This is a genomic window from Jeotgalicoccus meleagridis, assembly GCF_903994045.1.
In the GTDB taxonomy this organism is placed as follows: Bacteria; Bacillota; Bacilli; order Staphylococcales; family Salinicoccaceae; genus Jeotgalicoccus; species Jeotgalicoccus meleagridis.
In genome coordinates, this window is record NZ_CAJEWD010000009.1 from 12,433 (window position 1) to 34,574 (window position 22,142).

A 22,142-nucleotide genomic window follows, 5' to 3' on the forward strand; every position below is an offset into this window, starting at 1 on the left:
TTTCTTTGTTCATTAGAGATATAATATAGTGAACGTGTGAGTTTTTTCTAGGAGTGATAATATGAATCGCCACGAATTTAAAGAGAAAGTTATTGAATATGCATCTACTATAGGAATTGATGATATTGGTTTTACTACTGCAGAACCGTTTACTGAATTTAAAGCGAAACTCATTGACTATTATAAGAACGGCTATGAGTCAGGTTTTGAAACAGGAACGATAGAGGAAAGAACAAACCCTAAAGCGAGTTTACCGTCTGCTAAAAGTATTATCTCAATTGCAGTGGGCTACCCCAATAAATTGAGAAATGCGCCAAAGTCTAAACGCGGTGACAGAAGAGGAATATTTGCACGTGCGTCTTGGGGTATGGATTATCATACTTTATTAAGAAAACGACTGGAAAAATTAGAGGCCTACATAAAATCAATAGATCCATCAATCGAGTGTAAATCAATGGTGGATACAGGTGTCTTAAGTGATAGAGAAGTGGCGAGAAGAAGCGGTCTAGGCTTTATCGGTAAAAATGGATTTGTGATCAATCCAAAGCTTGGAACATATTCCTATCTAGGGGAAATGATTGTATCTTATCCATTTCCTGAAGATGAAGAACTCTTGGACTCATGTGGAGATTGTAATATTTGTGTAGACCGTTGCCCGACTGGTGCACTAGTTGGAGATGGACAGTTGAACTCTAAGAAATGTATTTCATTTTTAACACAAACTAAAGGTTTTATGCCCGTTCAATATAGAGGTGTCGTCGGTAACCGACTGTATGGTTGTGATACGTGCCAGCAAGTATGCCCTAGAAATCGTGGCATTAACACAGAACATCACGAAGATATTGTTTTAGAACCGGAAATTTTAAAACCTGAGCTTACTAGTTTATTAAAAATATCAAACCGTGAATTTAAAGAGACCTATGGTCATCTAGCGGGTGTTTGGAGAGGTAAAAAGCCGATTCAAAGAAATGCAATTCTCGCTTTAGCTCATTACAAAGAAGAGTCAGCCCTAGATCTATTAAAAGAAGTAGCAGAAACGGACCCGAGACCGGTTATTAAAGGAACTGCCTACTGGGCAATTGGACAAATTGCTGGTAATGATGCCTTAGAATATATTTATTCTAGATATAATGAAGAAACAGATCAAGAAATTAAACAAGAGATGCTTTTAGGCATCCAAGAAGTGTCATAGGAAGAAGGAAAAATATGAATCACGTTGTTTTATACCAACCAGAAATTCCACAAAATACAGGTAATATAGCAAGGACTTGTGTCGGGACAGGCACACCTTTGCACCTTATTAAACCGTATGGTTTTAGCTTAGAGGATAAGTATGTTAAACGTGCCGGACTTGACTATTGGAAAGATCTTGAACTTTATGAATATGAATCAATTGAAGAATTTTTTGAACAAAACCAAGGAAATTTTTATATGATTTCTAAGTTTGGTAAACAAAACTTTTCAGACATGGATTACTCAGATAGAAAAGAAGCACATTACTTTGTCTTTGGCAGAGAAACAAGTGGACTACCTGATGAGTTAAAGGATAAGTATAAAGATACTTTAATGAGGATTCCCATGACAGAAAAGGTACGTTCATTGAACCTCTCAAACACTGTAGGTATTTTGGTGTATGAGGCCTTAAGACAACAGGATTATCCAAATTTAAAATAGGAGGAAGCTTTAATGAATGAAGTAATAAAGTTAATCAACAATCATCGCTCACTCAGAAAATTTTCTGAAGAAAAATTGAGTCAGGAAGAAATTGAAAATTTGGTTGGGGCAGCTCAAAGTGCAAGTACATCAAGCTATGTACAAGCATACTCAATTATTGGAGTGACTGATGAAGAGAAGAAAAAACAATTGAGAGAGATTTCGACTCAAAGTTATGTGGAACACAATGGGCATCTCTTTGTCTTTGTTGTAGACTTCTACCGCAATAATGAGCTTGCCAAGAAATTTGATCAAAGTATTTCTTACGATAAAACAGAAAATCTTATTGTCGGTGTTGTTGATGCTTCCTTGGCTGCACAAAATATGGCTATTGCCGCAGAGAGTATGGGGCTTGGCATGTGCTATATTGGCTCACTTAGAAATGATGTAAATAAAGTTAAAGAAATACTAGACCTACCAGAAGCAACTTTCCCTTTGTTTGGGATGGTAGTTGGTCATCCGACAACAAAAGGTTCACAAAAAGAAAGATTACCTTTTAAGGAGATCTATCATGAAAACACCTATCAAAGAATGGAACAAGTAGAGTCCATTATTGAAGAATATGATCAAAGTGTAAGTGAGTATTACAAGGAGCGTACGAATGGTCAAAGAGATGATAAGTGGTCGGAGCAAGTTGTGAAGACACTCATGAAAAAACAGCGTCTTGATGTTGATTCATTCTTGAAATCACAAGGATTTTTAGGTCAATAACAGAATAATATGAAGCGGGAATTAGAACTTCTGTTTCCAGTGGTAGTGTGATTTGGTTCATGTTATAGAGTCTTATTATTTGTAGATAAATTAGGGATTTAATATAAAAAAGCGCACTTGACTTCTTGGGGAGTAGCGTCTGCGTGAGACTACAGACTCACGCAGACGCCCCAGAAAAGCAAGTGCGCTTTTTGATTTAGGAACTGGACTTTTGTCCCAGCCCGCTTTTTTCTTATATAAATGCTTCTCTTTGGCTTGGGTGTTTATCAAGTGAGATTTGATCATTAGGAATGTCATTTTTTAATAATAAATCAATATTTTCTTTCAAGAACTCGTCGCTACCGACAACGTAGTAAAGTGCATTTTTATCTTGCATTAATCCTTCTGCTTTTTCATAGTAATCTGCACGGTTATTGGTGAATTCGGCAGTAATATTATTATTATTGTCATTATTAAAGATATCAGTAAATAAGTATTCTTTTGATGAATCGACGTTTAAAGAATGAATTTTGTTTACGCCACTAGAATCATCGATGTATTTAAGTGCTAGTGGTCGTAAAGTTGCTAAGCCTACACCAGCAGACAGCATGATGATATTTTTCCCTTCACGTTTTAAAGGAACATTTGTATGAGTTTTGAAAATAGCCGCTTTTCCACCAATTGGTAGCTGATCTAGTATGTTTTTAAACTTAGAAGGTTGTTCTTTCAAACGAGTGGTAATACCGATATCGCCATTCTCGTTATAAGTAGAAATTGACATATGTCTAACTAAACTACGGTCAGGTTTTTCACCAGCGTTAAATCCTTCAAAAGCGAGGTGAATATGTGCACCTTCATCCCATGTATAGTCTTCAGGGCAATTAAAGATATATGTTTTTACTTGTGAGTTCTCTTTTTTAACATCTTTTAATGTAGTCCAATATATTTGCATATTCCTATTCTCCTCATCATGGTATTACTGTCATTATATATTTAATTGATAATGTTTATCAATTAAATGAGCTCATAAAAAAACCTAGTCCAAAGACTAGGTCTATTATTCTTAAATAAGACTATTCTCTAATTTTTGTTTCTCCATCATCTTTGTAGCCCCATGAAGTCTCGCGACCTGCAGTAAGCATTGACGTTAGGAATGCAATACAAACCATTAGAATTAAAAATGCTTTCATTATTGATTTGCCCCCAGTACTTATACTTTAATTAACTTCATTATAAACTATTCAGCTAAATATAAAAAGGTTAAGTTTAAAAATTTATAGTTCACTACTAAAATATTAAGTTTATTCTAGTCTTTAGGTTATATTTTATGGAATTTAGGGTAAGATAAATTTAAATGAGCTTATTATGTGATTTATGATTATTGGAGGATAAAAATATGGCTATGAATTTTAAAATATTTGAATCAAAAGAAGTAGCAGATTTATATTTAGCAGATCTTATGAGAAAACAGATACACAACAATCCAGAAAGCATATTAGCAGTAGATACACATGAGGAACTCAGTGCTGCTTATGAAAAATTCGTTGGTGAAGTTAAAAATCATCCAGCAGATTTATCTGAAGTGCAAGTGTATGCCGTTGGTAAGGACGGTTTGGATATCTTTAAGAAGTTAGATTTACCATCTTCTCAAATATACACTGGTGGTACTGCTGAAGACTTAGACAACAAAGGTAAGAAGAAAGTGAACGTTGCAGTACTAAACTTAAACAACAATAAAAAAGTTGGCTTTAACAACGATAATGACGATTTATTTAAGGCAAAAGAGATGTTTATCTATGCTACAGGCAGTAACAGTAGTGAAGTGGTAAGAGCCTTATATGAAGCACCGTTAGATGGTGGGTCTAACTTAAGTGATATAAAAAATCATCGTATGGTGACAGTGATTATCGATACTGATGCAGCAGCAGATTTAGACAGTGATATTGTGGATTATTACACTTATAAGTTTGCATAATATTATTCTTAATGAATCCTTTCGCAATATAGTATAAACTAGTAAGTGAATACTATATTTCGGGGGGATTTTTTTATGTCATTTAGAATTGAACACGATACGATTGGTGAAATTAAAGTACCTGCAGAAAAATATTGGGGCGCTCAAACAGAGAGAAGTCGCCAAAACTTCCCTGTAGGTAAAGAAAAAATGCCGATTGAGGTCATCGTTGCTTTTGCACATTTGAAAAAAGCAGCAGCAATTTCTAACAATAGTTTAGGAAAGCTTTCAGATGTGAAGAAAGACGCGATTGTCCATGCATGTGACCGTGTGATCAACAGAGAACTTGATGAACATTTTCCACTTGTTGTATGGCAAACAGGTAGTGGTACACAAAGTAATATGAACGTTAACGAAGTGATAAGCTTTGTTGCAAACGACTATTTGAAAGAACAGGGCAGTGATGAAGTTGTTCATCCTAATGATGATGTGAACAAATCACAAAGCTCAAACGATACTTATCCAACTGCAATGTATGTTGCTTTGTCACAAGCGATACATGATAAATTAATGCCATCACTTATAAAACTTCATGACACACTAAGTGAAAAGTCTGAGAAGTTTAAAGATATTATTAAAATTGGACGTACACACTTACAAGATGCGACTCCACTAACATTAGGCCAAGAAATTAGTGGTTGGTCTTATATGTTAGAGAAATCTAAAGAGTTTATTGAAGAATCTAGTAAACAGCTAGAAAACCTTGCTATCGGTGGAACAGCAGTCGGTACAGGAATTAATGCTCATCCAGAATTTGGAGGTATGGTTGCGAGTCAACTATCTAAACAAACTGGCCTTGATTTTATATCTTCACCAAATAAATTCCATGCACTATCATCTTATGATGAGGTCGTTTATGTACACGGTGCTTTAAAAGCCCTAGCTGGTGATTTGATGAAGATTGCTAATGATATAAGATGGCTTGCTTCAGGTCCACGTGCAGGTTTAGCTGAAATTGAAATTCCTGCAAATGAACCAGGATCTTCAATCATGCCAGGGAAAGTAAACCCAACTCAATCAGAAATGTTAACTATGGTTGTCGCTCAGGTGATGGGTAATGATGCAACAGTTGGCTTTAGCTCATCACAAGGTAACTTTGAATTAAATGTTTTCAAACCAGTTATTTTATATAATACTTTACAATCAATTTATCTTTTAGCAGATGGCATGAGTAGTTTCAATGATAACTGCGCAGTTGGTATTGAACCAATTAAAGAAAATATTGAAAAGTATTTAAATAATTCCTTGATGTTAGTGACTGCACTTAATCCTCATATTGGTTATGAAAATGCAGCTAAAATCGCGAAAAGCGCACATGCTAAAGGAATTACACTAAAAGAATCAGCACTTGATTCAGGTTTATTGACTGAAGCTGAATTCGATGAGTGGATTAAACCAGAGGACATGATTCAATCTAAAGAGTAGGGGTTTTCTATGAAAAAAATTAGTTTGATTGATATCGGGTCGAATACTATCCGGTTAGTAATATTTGAATATACAGAAGCACACGGACTTAGAGAAGAGAGAAACATTAAAACACCCGCACGACTTGCACAATATATCGATAATCAAGGTGTCATGACTGAAGAAGGTATTGACGCACTTTTAAAAATTTTGCATAGCTTTAAACAAATCTCAGATAAGTATGATATTGAAGAAATTTATCCTGTTGCAACAGCAGCGATTCGTCAGTCTGAAAACAGAAATGATATTATACAGCGTGTAAAAGATGAACTTGATTTAGATGTAAAAATCATCTCAGGTGACCAAGAGGCAACGTTCGGTTATGAAGCAGCTGTTCATACCATTTCTTATTATGATGCTGTCACTATTGATATCGGTGGGGGAAGTACGGAACTCACTTTCTATGAAGATAAAAACCTAATTTATAAAAAGAGTTTACCTTTTGGTGTCGTGACTCTAAAAAGTATGTTTTTCAATGATAGAGAACATAATGATAAGAAAGCAATCAAGGAAGTTAAGAAGTTTGTCGCAGAACAATTTAAAAAAGTGAACTGGTTACCTGGTCGAAATGTACCTATTTTAGCAATTGGGGGGAGTGCGCGTAACATTGCGCGCATTCACCAGTCACTGATTTCTTATCCGATTGCAGGTGTTCACGGCTACACAATGACAAGAGATAACCTTCAAACCGTCTATAAGTTATTAAAATCTACCGATGTTGATGACTTAGATAGCGTTGATGGCTTGAGTAAAGACCGTGCAGACTTGATTATGCCAGCGAGTATTGTTTTTAATACTTTATTTGATGTGGTCGAGGCCACAGAATTTAAGTTTTCTAGAAAAGGTTTACGTGAAGGACTGGCAATGAGCATTATTAGTCGGGATTACCCAACTGCTTTTAATAAGTACAGAGTGTTTGATGATTCTATTAAACAGTTGACTAATGATTTTAACATTGATGAAACAGATGCAAATAAGAGAACTGAAATTGTCGATCGTTTGTATCATCAATTAGAGCGTTTTGATATTCTCAATTTAAGTCGAGAGACCAAGATGATTATGAAACAAGCAGCTGGAATTTATTATCTCGGGGATTTTATTGATCGTGATGCTTCAAGTCAGCATACTTATTATCTAATCTCAAACTCAAACATCAATGGAATATCACATCGGGACCGTGTAAAACTCGCTTTGATAGCCAGTTTTAAAAATAAAACCCTACTTGATTTTTATGCAAAGGAAACCGGCTGGTTTGACGATGAAGAACTAGATGAAATTCAGTCTCTAGGTTCACTGGTTAAGTTTGCTAATGCTTTAAATATTTCAAATACCGGTATTGTTGATAGCTTACGTCTCAGTCAAACTGATGAAGGTTATGAGCTGATTATTAAATACAATGGGGATCCTATTGCTGAAGAATACTATGCACTCAGACAAAAGAAACATTTTGAAAAGATAATTGGACAAAAACTATGGATAGAATTTACAGAAAGTTAACATTTATACGCTATAATAATCGAGGTTAGGAGGATACAAATGGATTATAAATTAAACGATAAATCATATTATAATAACCGGGAATTAAGCTGGTTAAGGTTTAACTATAGAGTATTAGAAGAAGCGAGTGATCTACGTAATCCTCTACTCGAAAGACTTAAATTTATAGCGATAACAAGTTCCAACTTAGATGAATTTTTTATGGTTAGGGTAGCTGGTTTAAAGGACCAAGTAAAAATGAATTATGCAGAGCCCGATACAAAAACGGGACTTACACCTGAGGAACAACTTGAAGGTATTGGTGAATTGAACCGTTATAATTGCCAGGTTCAATATGAAACCTATCACCAATTAATGGGAGAGCTAGAGAAACTGAATATCTTTATTAAACATCCTAAAGACTTGTCTAAAGACTTACAAGATGAGCTTGAGGCTTTATTTGATGAGCAAATTTTGCCATCACTGACACCTTTAGGGATTGATGCTTATCGCCCATTTCCTAAATTGATGAATAAAAAGCTGAATATTTTTGTCGATTTATCGAATGAAGTCGGTAGACAAACTGCAATTGTGCAGTTACCAACAGTGATTAGACGCTATTTTGAACTTCACGAAGATAATAAAACATACTATATTTTAGCTGAGGATATTATAGAGACCTATGCTTATAAATTATTTAACGGTTATAAGATAGACCGAACATTCCCATTTAGAATTACTAGAAATGCTGATTTAACCATTCATGAAGAAGGTGCAGCAGATTTACTAATTGAAATTGAGCGCTTTTTAAAAGAGCGTACAAAAGGTGCTGCAGTGCGTTTAGAAATAGATAGAAGTAAAGATCCTACTATCAATGGTTCATTTTTAGAAGAACAATTATCCTTACACCATGAAGATGTTTATCGTTTTGATGGACCTTTAGATTTAACTTTCCTCTTTGAACTAGTTGGGGATTTAAAAGAAAGATTTCCTAATCTTGTCTTTAAGCCATTCTTTCCACAACCTGCTAAGTTCTTAGGTAATGAGAATGTCTATCAGGCAACTTTAAAAGAGGATATATTTTTCCACCATCCATATGAATCTTTTCAACCTATTGTGGAATTTGTTCAAGAAGCGGCTCATGATAAGGATGTCCTTGCAATAAAACAAACACTCTATAGAGTCTCAAGTGATTCACCTATTATAGAATCATTGAAACAAGCTGCAGAAAACGGTAAACAAGTGACTGTTCTCGTTGAGTTAAAAGCACGTTTTGATGAAGAAAATAATGTGCACTGGGCAAAAGAGTTAGAAGATGCTGGCTGTCATGTTATTTATGGTATGAACTACTTGAAGACGCATAGTAAAATTACTTTGGTTGTTAAACGCGTAAATAAAAAAATTGTAAAATTTGTTCACCTAGGAACAGGTAACTATAATGATTCTACTGCAAAACTATATACGGATATGGGTATCATTACGACTGACCCAGAAATCGGTGATGATGCGGTTAACTTCTTTAACTATTTAAGTGGTTACTCATTAAAACCTGAGTATAAACAACTGCACGTTGCACCATTTGAGATTAGAGATCTATTTGCAGAGCGCATTGACCAAGAAATAGAATGTCATAGAGTGCATGGAAATGGTTATATCTTTGCAAAAATGAACTCACTAACAGACAAACGCATCATTGATAAACTACTCGAGGCTTCCCAAGAAGGCGTTAAAGTCGATTTAGTTATCCGCGGAATTTGTTGCTTAAAGCCAGGAATTGAAGGCGTAAGTGATAATATTACTGTCATTAGTGTAGTTGGAAGATTTTTAGAACACTCAAGAATCTATTATTTCTACAATAATGGAGAAAGAAACATGTATCTGTCATCAGCTGATATGATGACGAGGAACATGATTAAACGTGTTGAAATTCTATTTCCTATTAATGATCCAAGAATTATTGATGAGTTATTGGAAATCAATGAACTTTATCTTCAAGATAACACGAAGGCACGTAGACAACTTTCAGATGGTACTTATGAGTATGTAAAAAATGATCTACCACCACTGAGTGTCCAAGATGAGTTAATGAAGCGTGCGATTGAAAATGGAGAAGAGAAAAAATCAGAATTTGTAGAAGAACACAGCAACATCTTACAAAGAATTAAGAATAGATTTAAAAAATAAGAAAAAGGATTGGAAATTTATATTTCCAGTCCTTTTTATCTTTCCTTACTTTTCTTTCATTGTTACTGTTAATTCCTTATCATCTAGTGGATTAATGAATGACAACTGATAACCGAATAGATGCATATTGACAGCAGTTGAGCCACCGTAGAGCTTATCTCCAATAATAGGAGCATTTAAATGGTTAAGGTGTGCTCTAATTTGATGGGTTCTTCCTGTTTCCAATTCAACAGTCAGGACATCGTAATGTTCTTTTTTCTGACTAGATAGGATGTGTGTGATAGCAGATTTTCCATCTCTAGTCACATGATATATATTAGTATAAGGTTTTCTACCCAGTGGCGCTTTGATCGTTTGTTTACGAATGCCACTATTTTTTTTCACATGTGCTTTATATATCCTTCTAATCTGGTTATTTGCAAGCATGTGATCTAGAATTTTTTTCATATAAGCATTCTTTGCTAAAAGCACAATACCTGTTGTATCAGCATCCAAACGGTGAACAGCTTCTACATAGTTGGAATCTACTGTATTGATTACATCGTTAACTAAGGTGTCATGTTCGTTTTCATCGTTGGGATGAACTTTTTGACCTGCTGGTTTTTCAGCAACAACAATATTGTGATCTTCATAGACAATACTCGCTTTTTTATTACTCTTTTTATAAGCACTTTCTTGTATAAAATCTGGAAGATACACTTCGTCATTTTCTTTTAAAATGACATTCAATTTACACTCTTGATCATTTACTTTTATATCCTTCGACATTCTTAGCCAATGGAGTTCTTTTTTCGGAATATAGAGGGCCTTCAACACTTCTTCTAAGCTTTTGTTTTTAAACTTCTTATCTATAGTAAACTTCATCTTATTCAGCCACAGCAGTCATGAATTCTTCAAAACCATCAGCTGAACCAGGATTTCCTTCTAAGCGTTCAACTTCTTTGCCATCTTTGAAATAAACTAAAGTTGGTGTTGCTTCGATGTTATATGTTTGCCAAGCTTCATCATACTCTAAAACGTTGAGCTGTGTGACTTCACCATCTATGTTATCTAAAGCATCTGTCAGTAATGGTGTTGCTGCTTGGCAGTGTACACATGTTGGGCTCCAGAAGTATACGAATTCTCCTTCTTCTGATTGGATGATTTCTTCAACTTCAGCAGGTGTCTTGTTCGACTGATAATCTTCATTATCTAACACGTCGATTGTCGGTCCACTTAAGTCCTCAGGTTCTTTATCAGTGTACGGATAATAGCCACTTTCGCTTAATGAATCAGGATCTGAAGATTGGTTACTCACAAAAACAAAGACTGCCACGAAGACGATAACAATTAAAGCGATAATACCGTAAAAAATTTTATTTCCCATTTACTTAAACTCCTCTTTTAATCTTTTTTTATGAAAAATGATAGAATAAAAATAATAACAAAGGCGACTAAAGCAAGTAGGGGAATGGTAATAAATCCACCCCAGTTAATATATTGCACTGTACAAGATACGCCCATACAAGCATTTGCGCTTTCACCAAGTGCAGGTATTTTCTGTAATCCATAATGATAAGTAGATACTAATAAGCCAATGCCACTCATTATTCTAACATATAGCCTTGCATTACTATCGTCTTTAATTACACCAATGAGCGATAAAAGAACAATAGGATACATCAGTATTCTTTGATACCAGCACATTTCACATGGTTCGTATAATCTAATTTCACTAAAGTATAGAGATCCTAGTGTCGCTATTAAGGATACTAAAAATATAAGCTGTAAAAACAGTTTATTATTTTTCATATTTGTACTCCTTTCAATATTATTTTGTAAGTGACTATTTAATTATAAGTGATAGTAAGTAAATTAAGTGTAACAAATTTAGTACAATCTTTAAGAGGGAGGTTATGGTGTGAAAAGTAAATTACAGTTATTAAAAGATATTGCAGAGTTTTTAAATGCAGAAACGCATAGACAAGCCATGATAGATGGTGCCTTACGTTTATTGATAGACCATTCAAATTTTGAAACAGGCTGGGTTTTTCTTATAAATAATCAAGGAGAGCATGAACTAAGTGCATATTATCAACTGCCACCTTCTTTAGAAGAAAATGATCATCAGTATCTGTGTAATGATAAGTGTTGGTGTGTTAATAAATTTAATAAAAAAGAATTAGTCAAAGCTACTAATATTGTTGCTTGTTCTAGATTAGAACGTGCTGCACGTTCTGAAAAAGACAGCAATAACCATATTACCCATCATGCGACAGTGCCTTTGTTTTCGGGAAGTGAAAATTTTGGCTTATTAAATGTTGCAACACCATACACTAAGGAATTTCAACAGGATGAATTAGATTTATTAGAGTCTGTTGCCTTTCAACTTGGTTCGTCTTTAAAGCGCTTGGATCTTACTGTAAAAGAAAAAGAAAGTATGATCATGCAAGAAAGACAAAGACTTGCTCGTGAACTCCACGATTCGGTCAATCAGATGTTATTTTCAATTGGAATAACTTCACACGCAGCTCAGTCTTTAAAGGAAAGTGAACAAATTGAAGGGGCTTTTAAGAGAATTGGAGATACATCAAAATATGCTATGCAAGAAATGAAAGCCTTGATATGGCAGTTAAAGCCAATTGGCTTAGAGAATGGTATTATTGATGCTATAGAAAACTACGCTAAAATACTTCAGTTGGAAGTCGAAGTAACTGTAACAGGGTTTTATAACTTAGCAGATGATGTGGAATTAGAAATTTATCGCATTATACAAGAAAGCTTAAATAACGTGAGAAAGCACGCAAATACAGATGCTGCTGAGGTTGCCTTAGAACTCACAGATAAAGTCATAAGTATTCAGATAAAAGATCTTGGACAAGGCTTTGATTTAAAAGCGTCTAGAGGTTTAAGTCATGGAATCTCTAACATGAGAGAAAGAACGAGAAATATAGGTGGTAAATTCGAAATTCAATCAGCAGCTAATCAAGGTACTATTATTAGAGTTGTAATACCGAAAGGATGATAAAAATGTACAACATCATATTAACAGACGACCATCAAGTGGTTAGAGAAGGGATGAAATTCCTTTTATCTACGACTGATGATATTAAGGTGATTAATGATTTTGACAATGGCCAAGATACTTTAGACTTTTTAGAAAGTACAAAAGAAGAAGTTCATTTAGCACTCATTGATTTAGTCATGCCTGAAATGGATGGTATTGAGTTAACGACCTTGTTAAAGGAAAAATATAAAGATATCAAGGTCCTCGTTTTATCTTCTTACACTAGTGAAGAGTATATTCGTCCTGTTTTTCGTGCTGGTGCTGATGGTTATATCATTAAAGAAATGGACATAGAAGAATTGACAAATTCCATCCGAGACGTCATTGATAATAAACGAGTGGTGCATCCTGAAATATTAAAAATTATTGATGAGGGTGGTAATCTCCCTCATGAAAGAAATGTCTTATCTAGAAGAGAGATGGAAGTGCTAAGAGAAATTGTTAAAGGTCACTCGAACAAAGAAATTTCCGAAGCACTTTTTGTCAGCGAAAAAACAGTAAAAACACATGTCAGTCATATTCTAAATAAGCTAGAAGTTTCAGATCGTACCCAGGCTGTTATCTATGCAATAAAATTTAATATTATCAATTTTTAATGTATATTTTCAAAAAAAGTTTTTACTATGTAAACGCTTAACCATGCGGTGTCTCGGCGATTGTAAAGAAATCTTTAATCAATTTTTATAGACAAATCTATGAGATACAAAGTATACTTGAATACATATTCAAGGAATATTCTTTAAACAGGGAGGATACATATGAAAATTGGTAATAAGTTAACAATTTATATTGTAATCGCTTTAATCGCCGGTATTGCAGTCGGTTCATTTTTTAATACCATGGTGGATCAAGCTTGGGTTTTATGGATTGATAAATACATCTTTAACGTACTTGGACAAATCTTTTTAAACCTAATCTTCATGGTTGTAGTACCAGTCGTATTTATCTCGATTACTTTAGGGGTAGTCAGTGTAGGGGATCCTAAGATGCTCGGTTCAATTGGAATTAAAACCCTAGCATTTTACTTGGTGACAACAGCGATTGCGATAACAATTGCTATGGCTATCGCACTATTATTTGAACCAGGTGAAGGAAAAGCAGATTTATTACAATCAGACGATGTTTCAGAATATCGTGAAACAGAGTTAGAGGGTGGCGACACTGAGATTGCCATGGAGCAAACCTTTGACCAAACGATAATTAATATTATTCCTGATAACATCTTTATGGCAATGGCAGAACAAGATATGCTACAAATTATTGCTTTTGCCATCTTCATTGGTGTCGGGATGATCGCAGTTAAGGAAAAGGCCAGTGGTTTAATAAAGCTCTTTGAACAAGCCAATGAGGTCATTATGTGGATTGTGCTCGCAATCATGAAATACTGTGCTGCTTTAGGTGCTTTTGGCCTCGTTGCGACTGCATTTACACATGCAGGGTTTGGTGCAATTCAACAGTTAGGAATGTACTTTATCTGTGTACTCTTAGCGCTATTAATACACTTTGCAGTCGTTTACGGTTCTGCAGTTCAGTTCTTAGCTAAGCACAGTTTCGTATGGTTCATTAAAAACTTTATTCCAGCAATGACAGTCGCATTTAGTACATCTTCATCTTCAGCAGTATTGCCAGTTTCACTAGAAGCTGCTCAAAATAATCTTAAAATCAGAAAAAGTATCTCATCTTTCGTACAGCCATTAGGAGCGACGGTAAATATGGATGGTACGGCAATTATGCAAGGGGTTGCCACAGTCTTTATCGCTCAACTTTCAGGTGTTGATTTAACAGTGATGCAGATGATTACAGTTGTGATTATTGCGACTATTGCAAGTATCGGTACAGCAGGGGTTCCAGGTGTCGGCCTGGTCATGCTAGCTATGGTATTAACGGCTGTTGGGCTTGATCCAGCTGCAATCGGTATTATTCTAGGAATCGACAGACTCTTAGATATGACGCGTACTGTTGTTAATATTACAGGGGATGCAACTGTTGCTTTAGTCATTGACCATCAACAAGACGTCAAAGAAGGTAAATTTGTTAAAGGTAAACACAAATACGCCGATGGTGAAATTGTAGAAAAATAAGTTATAAAGTGTTTGATTCTCTAGTAAGGCTGTTGAAAAAGTCATTCTGACTATTTCAGCAGCCTATTTTTATAATAGTTCTAAATAGTGAATAATTAGTGAATTCTTTCCCAAAGCTCTTTATAATGTAATAGTTATCATTTAAAATAAATAACAGACAGAATGATACGATAGGCGATTAGCATAAGTAGTCGCAGTGAGATGAGGGGACGATTTTTAATGGATAAAGAAGAATTCACACAGATTCTACAGTCTAAGTTCAAAATAGTGAGAACGGAGGCTGGCTACACTCAAGATGCTATGAGTCATACAATTGGATTGTCCAAGAAAACGCTAGTACAAATAGAAAAAGAGCGAATTGTACCTAACTGGACAACTAGCGTTTCACTCTGTGCCTTATTTAGAGATAGTGAAGCTCTAACAAATACATTTGGGGGAGACCCACTGGAACTCGTTCAAGTCTTATCAAGAGGATCAGCAATTTACCCTAATTACAACAAAGAAGATTTGTATTGGGAAACTCTAGAAAGTGCCAGAGGATATAAATTAGAGTTCAATAAGACGAACCAAATATATCGCGTGATAAATGATCGAAATCAACCATTACATGCTTCATATATTGAACGTGAAATGAGAACTTATTTCGATAGAGTAAAAAATAGATAATGAATCCTTGCCCGTAGATTGATATCTACGGGTATTTTTACTTTTATTTATTGGTAATTTTAGATATAGTTAATTTTCATATAGAGGTGAATTTATGAATCCAGTATTACAAGTAATTATTATGGCTATAACAGGTGCATTAATCGGTGGTTTGACGAATACCATTGCCATCAAAATGCTTTTTAAACCCTATCATGCTAAATATCTTTTTGGTAAACGCCTGCCTTTAACACCAGGTGTGATTCCTATGAGACGTGAAGAAGCATCTACCAAACTTGGGGAGATTGTCACAGGGCATTTATTAACACCTGAAGTGTTTCAAGAAAAACTAAAAAGTCCTGAAACAGATCGATTAATCATGCATTTTATCGATAGACAAATTGAAACAATTGAAGAAGAGAAATTATCACCTTCATACTTTTTAGAAAGATTGTCTAAGGGACTCACTGAAAAAATAATCCATGCTTTTAATAAAGAGATTGAGGACAAGGTTACACAAGAAGCAAAGCATTTATATAGTAGAGACATAGAAGATGTATTACCAAAAGACGCAATGACAGCGATTGAATATAAGGTTGATCATTTAGCCTACGATATAAATGGTAAGATAAGCGATTATTTAGCGTCGGAAAAGGGCTATAGAGATATTTACACTATGGTCGATGAATTTACTGAGAATCGCGGAAAGCTTGCGAGTAGTATTAAGTATTTTATGACTAAAGAATCTTTAGCGAGTAGAGTTCAAAGTGAGTTGTTAAAACTCATTAGCCAAGAAAAAATGATCGCAATAGAAAAGAAAGTCATTGTTGATGAATTTGAAAAACTTAAATCGTCTAGCATTAATGAACTCATAACAGAAGAAGATCGTTCACAAATATTGGTGAGCGTAATTAAAGTACTGCAAGAAAAAATAGATATTAGAACAATCTTAAATACACCAATTATAGATTTTAACAGAGACTTATTTGAAGATTTTAAAGCTAAAGGTAAATACAAATTGAAGGATAATTTAGTGAATTATTCCTCAAAAAATATGACTAAGATTATTAATAAACTTCAACTGGCTGACGTGATAAAAAAACAAATCGACAGTTTTGAATTGAGTAAATTAGAATCTTTAGTTATGGATGTTGCAAATAAAGAATTTAAGATGATTATGTTACTTGGCTACCTATTAGGTGGAATCGTAGGTGTTTTCCAAGGAATATTTGTATTATTTTTCTAAAATTGCTTTTTATGTTATCGTATCAATATAAACTTAAAAGGAGTTTTTACTAGTATGACTAATGTATACGATCAGGCAAATGCACTAGAAAGTGCTTTAAGACAATCAGATGAATTTCTTCAGATGCAAGACCTTTATAAAAAAGTGAATGAAGATGAAACTTCAAAAAAACTTTTTGATGAGTTCAGAGAACTTCAAATGACCTTGCAACAAAAACAAATGCAAGGTGAAGAGCTCTTAGAGGAAGATATCCAAAAAGCTCAAAGTTCTGCACAAGAAATTGAGAACGATGAAAACATTAAAGGTTTAATGGAAGCTGAGCAAAAAATGAGTCAGCTTATTCAAGACTTAAACCGTGTAATTATGAAACCAATCGAAGAACTTTACGAGATTAACAATCAGTAAAAAATTTAATAGATGAGAGGCCATAATGGCCTCTCATTTTTGTTATAATAGCTAGGAATAGATTTTTGTCTTAGAAAGGATGAATCCATTGGTAAAATTTATCCATGCAGCTGATTTGCATTTAGATAGTCCATTTAAATCACGGACAAAAATGCCAAATAGCGTCTTAGAAGTTCTAATGGAAAGTACATATAATAGCGTGACTAGAATGATAGATTTTGCTATTAGAGAGTCAGTTGATTTTATTGTTCTATCTGGTGATATATTTGATCAATCAAACCGTTCACTAAAATCAGAAATATTTTTGAAACAAGCTTTTAATCGCTTAAGAGAAAAAAATATTTTTGTTTACATGATTCATGGTAACCACGATCCGATATCATCTGGATTTAAAACGCACTGGCCAGAAAATGTCGCGGTTTTTAAAGAAAACGTTGAAACTTATGAAATGATGAGCCGTCAAGGTGAAAGAATTTATCTACATGGATTTTCTTATTTAATGGATGAGTCTTATGAAAATAAATTAGATGAATATCCGACTAATACAGATAATAGAGGAATCCATATTGGTCTTTTACACGGTACATATGCTAAAAGTAAAGAGAGTGTCAAACGTTATACAGAATTTAATCTTGAAGCTTTAAATAGTAAACTCTATCATTACTGGGCACTTGGTCATATTCATGTACGTAATCAATTATCAGATTTACCACAAATTCATTACGCTGGGAATATGCAAGGGCGTCATAAAAATGAAACTGGTGAAAAAGGTTTTCTTTTAGTCCAAGGAGATGATGTTTCCTTGACGACAGATTTTATCGCAACACAAGAAGTGATCTTTGAGAACTTAACACTTCAAACTGAGACCTTAAGAAAAGAAAGCTTATATCAACATATTGTCGAATTTAAAGAAAAACTTCGTGAAGACAGTAAATATATTATCAACCTAACAATTGATTATGACGGTGAAGACGAAATATCCTTAACTGACTTCAATGAATTAATTGAGTTACTGCAAGAGGATGAGGTCAATGTAAAACAGTTTGTGTGGATTGATAATATCAAGGTTTCTTATAATAATAAGGAGCAAATTGCCTTATTAAATGATATTAAAAAGAGTTACTCAAATAATGATGATCTCTTTAGAGAAGCGGTTAACACCATGTACATGGACCCAAATATAAATCGTTATTTACCATCAATTGGAGAGATTTCTCAACAAGAAATGCTTGAGATGGGTGAAGAACGCTTGAAAATGCTGATGAGGAAGTAGTGAAAAAATGAAAATACTTTCAGTTAATATATATGGTTACGGTAAATTAATTAAAGAAGAATATACCACTGCTCAAGATTTTGTACAGATTTTCGGTGAAAACGAAGCAGGGAAGTCAACCATGATGTCCTTTATTCACTCTGTATTATTTGGTTTCCCAACTAAGAAAGAGCAAGAACCTCGTCGTGAGCCTCGCATGCATAATCTCTATGGTGGTAAATTAGTTGTCCAATTTGAAGATGAAGAAGGACCTGTAGAGATTGAGCGCATCAAGGGTAAAGTCCAAGGGGACGTCAAGATTTACTTTAAAGATGGGTCGACTAGAGGAGAAGAATGGTTACACAAAAAGCTTAACTATATCGATAAAAGAACTTATCGCTCCATCTTTTCTTTTGATGTTTTAGGACTTCAAGATATTCATAAAAATATGACTGAAGACAAATTACAAGAGTACTTATTAAGAGCAGGTGCACTTGGCTCCCATGAATATGATGAAATGCTCAGTACCATTGATAAGGAGTTAAAATCACTCTATAAGAGAAATGGTATTAACCCGGTCATCAATCAAGAACTAGAAGAGTTAAACAGTTTAAATGACAAAATTAGAGACCTTGAAAAGCATGAGGACAGCTATAAAAGTTTAGTTAACGAACAGATTAAAACTCTAGAGAATTTAAATGCTAAAAAACATACCTTAAATCAACTTGATATGGTTAGAAAGCAGAAGATGAAGGAAGTGATGTACCATAAGGACATCAAGGACTGGAAACAGTTAGAAAGTAAGTTAAATATCGAGCCAGTCAACTTTCCTGAAAGAGGGATTGAACGTTACGAATCTCTAAGAAATCATGTTAAACAATCTGCCAAAGATATCGGTTTAAGACAAGAAAAACTTAAATCTCTAATCGATGAAATTCAACACATTGAACTTCCAGATAAATCTGTTATGGCCTATCTTGATGAGTTACAAAAAGAAGAACCAGAGATTAAGCAACAGAACCTTGAAGTGGTCCGTCTATCGAACTCAATCTCTAACTTAGAAAGTGACATTAACAATCTTCAAAGTGATATTGGTTGGACAGAAGAACACTTAGATGTTGATGATTCTAATATCGTTAGGGAAACAGTCCAATCTCTCCTATCAAAATACGACGAGATTATGCTAGAAGAACAGTATTTGATTCGTGAAATTGACCACTTAAGTAGTGACATTAAACAGCTAGATTTAGATATAAAAACATCAGAAGAAAATCAAATAGATGATACACGTATGGTTAAAAAGCGTGAACTCTTAGACAAGGAATTTGAACTTGTAGAGAAAAAACGCATGTATCAATTGATAGAAAAAGATTATGAACGTGAAAAGAAAGAACGCGATAGGGTTAAAAATTGGCAAGCAGCGCTAATTATTACCATCAGTATAGTCGCAATTATTATCGGTGTGACATTTATCGTTAACAACAACTTCTTATACGGGGGACTTAGTTTTGCTATTGGTGCAGCAGCACTCTTCATCTTAGTCATTACTAATAACCGAGAAATCGATAGTCTGAAAACGGACTATCAAGAAGAAGTAGAGACCTTACAAAATGATATTTCACAGCTAAAAAATGATTACGATATTGCTTTTGATATTGAGGATGCTAAAGATGGTCGTCAAGAATTAAAAGCTCTGAAAGCTAAACGTAACTCATTCAGAGTGAAGTTAGGTGATTTAAATGAGACTTTGAGCGTCAATGAAGCAAATCAAGATCATTTAAATACTCAATTGTTAGATGTGAAAAAGGCTCTAAAAGTGAATCCTGATATCGAGTCTAAGTATATTGTGGATGCTATATTTACAATTAGAGATATTAAGAAAAAACGTCGTCAAATTGAAAAAGAAGCTGATGAATTAGCTAGCATCAAGAGTAACCTTGAAGCTTTTGATCAAAGAGTAAGTGAAGAAGTAAGTAACTTAGGTATTTCTTACTCTAAAAATAGAGTTTTCCATGAAGCGGGTCAGTTAGCTAGTAAATTAAGCTCTGATGAATCTAAGTATTATCGTTTAAGAGAACAAGCTGATTTATTAGAAAATGAAATCGCAGTATTAGAAGAGAAAAATAGTACTTCACAAAAAGAACTGAATGAATTACTAGACTACGTCGATGCAGATGATGAAGAAGAGTATTACTACTATGCTAGAAAATTCGATGAATATAGAGCAGATGTCAATCGCTTTAAAGTTCTGAGTGAAAAACTTGATGAAGAACATTTTGATTATGATTTAAGAAATGAACTATCTTCACGACTCTTAGCTGATTTAAAAGAAGATGAAGATCAGATTAATCAGCAAATCGAAGTAGTTAATCAAGAGGTGCAAAAAGAACAACAAACTTTAGTTGAATTGAATAATGATATTAAGGTCTTAGAAGGTGATGGTAAACTCAGTGAGTTAAATCACTTATACGGCATGCAAAAATCAGTTGTTCAGAGCCTGTCTAAGGAATACATGAGTTTAACTTATATTAAAATTTTAATAGAAACTCATATTAAAGCGATTAAGGACGAACGTCTGCCAATTGTTATTGAAGAGGCTAGAGAGACCTTTGAATTTGTTACAAAAGGTAGATATATCAATGTCATTTATAATGAAGAAGGCATCTTTGTTAAACATAAAAATGGACAAGTATTCCATCCACTTGAGTTGTCACAGTCGACAAAAGAGATGTTATACATTAGTTTAAGACTGAGCTTGATTAGAGCACTAAAAGGTTATTATCAACTACCAATTATTATCGATGATGCATTTGTTCACTTCGACAGTGAAAGAACAAGAACAATACTCGATTACTTTAGAACGAAGACTAATGATCAAGTCTTGTATTTTACATGTAATCTTAATACAAGTATTCCTTCATCTCAGACGATTAAGTTAAAAGAAAAGACTAAATAGGAGGATGAGTAATGAATAATATTTCATCGCTTAAAGCAGGGGATTCTGTAGATACTTTTTATTTGATAAAAAGAGCACAACAAGGAGTAACAAGCCAAGGTAAACCCTACATGACAATTATTCTCCAAGATAGAACAGGTGAAGTAGAAGCTAAGCATTGGAATGTGACACCTGAAGAAATAGAAGTCTTGCTACCTGAAACGCTTATCAAGGTTAAGGGAGACATCATTGATTACCGAGGGAAAAAACAGATGAAGATTGCCAATTTTAGATTGGCGACACCAGAAGATGGTCTAGCTCCAAAAGATTTCGTGGAAAAAGCACCAATTGATGGAGATGAGCTATACGATCAAATTTTAGACTACTGCTTAAAAATTGAAAATGGTAGCTTACAAAGAATTACACGTCAATTATTGACTAAATATAGACAAGAGTTTTCAGTTTATCCTGCTGCTATGAGTAATCACCATGATTTTGTCTCAGGACTCGCTTATCATGTGTATTATATGTTGAGGGTAGCTGATTCACTATGTGATATCTACCCAACTTTAAATCGCAGTCTCTTGTTCTCAGGTATTATCTTACATGACATCGGTAAAGTTAAAGAACTTACAGGGCCGATTGGAACATCTTACACTAACGAAGGTAATTTAATTGGTCATATTGTTATTGCAGTAGAAGAAATTACTAGAATTGCGGATCAGTTAAATATTGAAGGAGAAGAGGTTATGTTACTTAAACACCTCATCCTCAGTCATCACGGTAAACTTGAATATGGTTCACCGAAAATGCCAATGATAAAAGAAGCAGAGATTTTACACTTTATTGATAATATCGATGCTAGAATCATGATGATGGATAAGCATATAAATAAGGCAGATAAGGGCAGCTTTACAGATAGAATCTTCCCCTTAGAATCTAGAAACTTCTACAGACCAGAAAGCTTATAAAATATTGACTTAACCATAAA

20 protein-coding genes are annotated in these 22,142 nt (G+C 34.2%); 16 read left to right on the top strand and 4 right to left on the bottom strand.

Annotation, left to right across the window (positions count from 1 at the left end; translation table 11 throughout):
• Positions 1-61 precede the first annotated feature (61 nt).
• From queG to nfsA, 3 genes are read left to right on the top strand one after another with little or no spacing between them, the layout of a single operon-like run.
• A complete protein-coding gene (queG, locus tag JEOSCH030_RS10375) occupies positions 62-1,192 on the top strand; it encodes a tRNA epoxyqueuosine(34) reductase QueG (protein WP_185126582.1) in 1,131 nt (376 codons plus the stop codon).
• A gap of 14 nt (positions 1,193-1,206) precedes the next feature.
• The gene (gene trmL, locus JEOSCH030_RS10380) at positions 1,207-1,674 is read left to right on the top strand and encodes a tRNA (uridine(34)/cytosine(34)/5-carboxymethylaminomethyluridine(34)-2'-O)-methyltransferase TrmL (protein ID WP_185126583.1); all 468 of its coding nucleotides are present in this window, start codon (positions 1,207-1,209) and stop codon (positions 1,672-1,674) included.
• A 12-nt stretch (positions 1,675-1,686) separates the two neighbouring features.
• Positions 1,687-2,424, top strand: a complete 738-nt coding sequence (gene nfsA, locus JEOSCH030_RS10385; protein ID WP_185126584.1) for an oxygen-insensitive NADPH nitroreductase — start codon at positions 1,687-1,689, stop codon at positions 2,422-2,424.
• A 232-nt stretch (positions 2,425-2,656) separates the two neighbouring features.
• On the opposite strand, the gene JEOSCH030_RS10390 is transcribed toward nfsA, so the two are convergent.
• A complete protein-coding gene (locus JEOSCH030_RS10390) occupies positions 2,657-3,355 on the bottom strand; it encodes a ferredoxin reductase domain-containing protein (RefSeq protein WP_185126585.1) in 699 nt (232 codons plus the stop codon).
• A gap of 444 nt (positions 3,356-3,799) precedes the next feature.
• Here JEOSCH030_RS10390 and JEOSCH030_RS10395 point away from each other — a divergent pair, with 444 nt between their 5' ends.
• The 4 genes from JEOSCH030_RS10395 to JEOSCH030_RS10410 all read left to right on the top strand — a co-directional run bounded on the left by JEOSCH030_RS10395 (position 3,800) and on the right by JEOSCH030_RS10410 (position 9,541).
• Positions 3,800-4,378, top strand: a complete 579-nt coding sequence (locus JEOSCH030_RS10395; protein WP_185126586.1) for a hypothetical protein — start codon at positions 3,800-3,802, stop codon at positions 4,376-4,378.
• Positions 4,379-4,453: 75 nt separating this feature from the next.
• Positions 4,454-5,842, top strand: coding sequence for a class II fumarate hydratase (gene fumC / locus JEOSCH030_RS10400; RefSeq protein ID WP_185126587.1), 1,389 nt, complete (start codon positions 4,454-4,456; stop codon positions 5,840-5,842).
• A gap of 9 nt (positions 5,843-5,851) precedes the next feature.
• A complete protein-coding gene (locus JEOSCH030_RS10405; protein WP_185126588.1) occupies positions 5,852-7,378 on the top strand; it encodes a Ppx/GppA family phosphatase in 1,527 nt (508 codons plus the stop codon).
• Positions 7,379-7,417: 39 nt separating this feature from the next.
• Entirely contained in the window at positions 7,418-9,541 is a 2,124-nt protein-coding gene (locus JEOSCH030_RS10410; RefSeq protein ID WP_185126589.1) for an RNA degradosome polyphosphate kinase, read from the top strand.
• Between the two features lie 45 nt (positions 9,542-9,586).
• On the opposite strand, the gene JEOSCH030_RS10415 is transcribed toward JEOSCH030_RS10410, so the two are convergent.
• From JEOSCH030_RS10415 to JEOSCH030_RS10425, 3 genes are read right to left on the bottom strand one after another with little or no spacing between them, the layout of a single operon-like run.
• The gene (locus tag JEOSCH030_RS10415; RefSeq protein ID WP_185126590.1) at positions 9,587-10,405 is read right to left on the bottom strand and encodes an RluA family pseudouridine synthase; all 819 of its coding nucleotides are present in this window, start codon (positions 10,403-10,405) and stop codon (positions 9,587-9,589) included.
• A gap of 1 nt (position 10,406) precedes the next feature.
• The gene (locus JEOSCH030_RS10420) at positions 10,407-10,907 is read right to left on the bottom strand and encodes a thioredoxin family protein (protein ID WP_185126591.1); all 501 of its coding nucleotides are present in this window, start codon (positions 10,905-10,907) and stop codon (positions 10,407-10,409) included.
• Positions 10,908-10,924: 17 nt separating this feature from the next.
• Positions 10,925-11,332, bottom strand: coding sequence for a disulfide oxidoreductase (locus tag JEOSCH030_RS10425; RefSeq protein ID WP_185126592.1), 408 nt, complete (start codon positions 11,330-11,332; stop codon positions 10,925-10,927).
• Positions 11,333-11,441: 109 nt separating this feature from the next.
• Here JEOSCH030_RS10425 and JEOSCH030_RS10430 point away from each other — a divergent pair, with 109 nt between their 5' ends.
• From JEOSCH030_RS10430 to yhaM, 9 genes are all read left to right on the top strand, one after another.
• Positions 11,442-12,545 carry a GAF domain-containing sensor histidine kinase gene (locus JEOSCH030_RS10430; RefSeq protein WP_235962283.1) on the top strand — a complete coding sequence of 368 codons (1,104 nt, stop codon included), beginning with the start codon at positions 11,442-11,444 and terminating at the stop codon, positions 12,543-12,545.
• 5 nt (positions 12,546-12,550) lie between these two features.
• Positions 12,551-13,183, top strand: coding sequence for a response regulator (locus JEOSCH030_RS10435; RefSeq protein ID WP_185126593.1), 633 nt, complete (start codon positions 12,551-12,553; stop codon positions 13,181-13,183).
• 162 nt (positions 13,184-13,345) lie between these two features.
• Positions 13,346-14,668, top strand: a complete 1,323-nt coding sequence (locus tag JEOSCH030_RS10440) for a dicarboxylate/amino acid:cation symporter (protein WP_185126594.1) — start codon at positions 13,346-13,348, stop codon at positions 14,666-14,668.
• Between the two features lie 219 nt (positions 14,669-14,887).
• Complete coding sequence (locus JEOSCH030_RS10445; protein ID WP_185126595.1) at positions 14,888-15,334, top strand: helix-turn-helix transcriptional regulator; 447 nt, start codon at positions 14,888-14,890, stop codon at positions 15,332-15,334.
• 94 nt (positions 15,335-15,428) lie between these two features.
• Positions 15,429-16,559 carry a DUF445 domain-containing protein gene (locus JEOSCH030_RS10450; RefSeq protein WP_185126596.1) on the top strand — a complete coding sequence of 377 codons (1,131 nt, stop codon included), beginning with the start codon at positions 15,429-15,431 and terminating at the stop codon, positions 16,557-16,559.
• Between the two features lie 54 nt (positions 16,560-16,613).
• Positions 16,614-16,964: a YlbF family regulator gene (locus JEOSCH030_RS10455; protein WP_185126597.1), complete on the top strand. Its 351-nt coding sequence runs from the start codon at positions 16,614-16,616 to the stop codon at positions 16,962-16,964.
• Positions 16,965-17,043: 79 nt separating this feature from the next.
• Entirely contained in the window at positions 17,044-18,237 is a 1,194-nt protein-coding gene (locus JEOSCH030_RS10460; protein ID WP_235962284.1) for a metallophosphoesterase family protein, read from the top strand.
• Between the two features lie 7 nt (positions 18,238-18,244).
• Complete coding sequence (locus JEOSCH030_RS10465; RefSeq protein WP_185126599.1) at positions 18,245-21,172, top strand: ATP-binding protein; 2,928 nt, start codon at positions 18,245-18,247, stop codon at positions 21,170-21,172.
• Between the two features lie 11 nt (positions 21,173-21,183).
• Positions 21,184-22,122: a 3'-5' exoribonuclease YhaM gene (yhaM, locus tag JEOSCH030_RS10470; RefSeq protein ID WP_185126600.1), complete on the top strand. Its 939-nt coding sequence runs from the start codon at positions 21,184-21,186 to the stop codon at positions 22,120-22,122.
• Positions 22,123-22,142 lie beyond the last annotated feature (20 nt).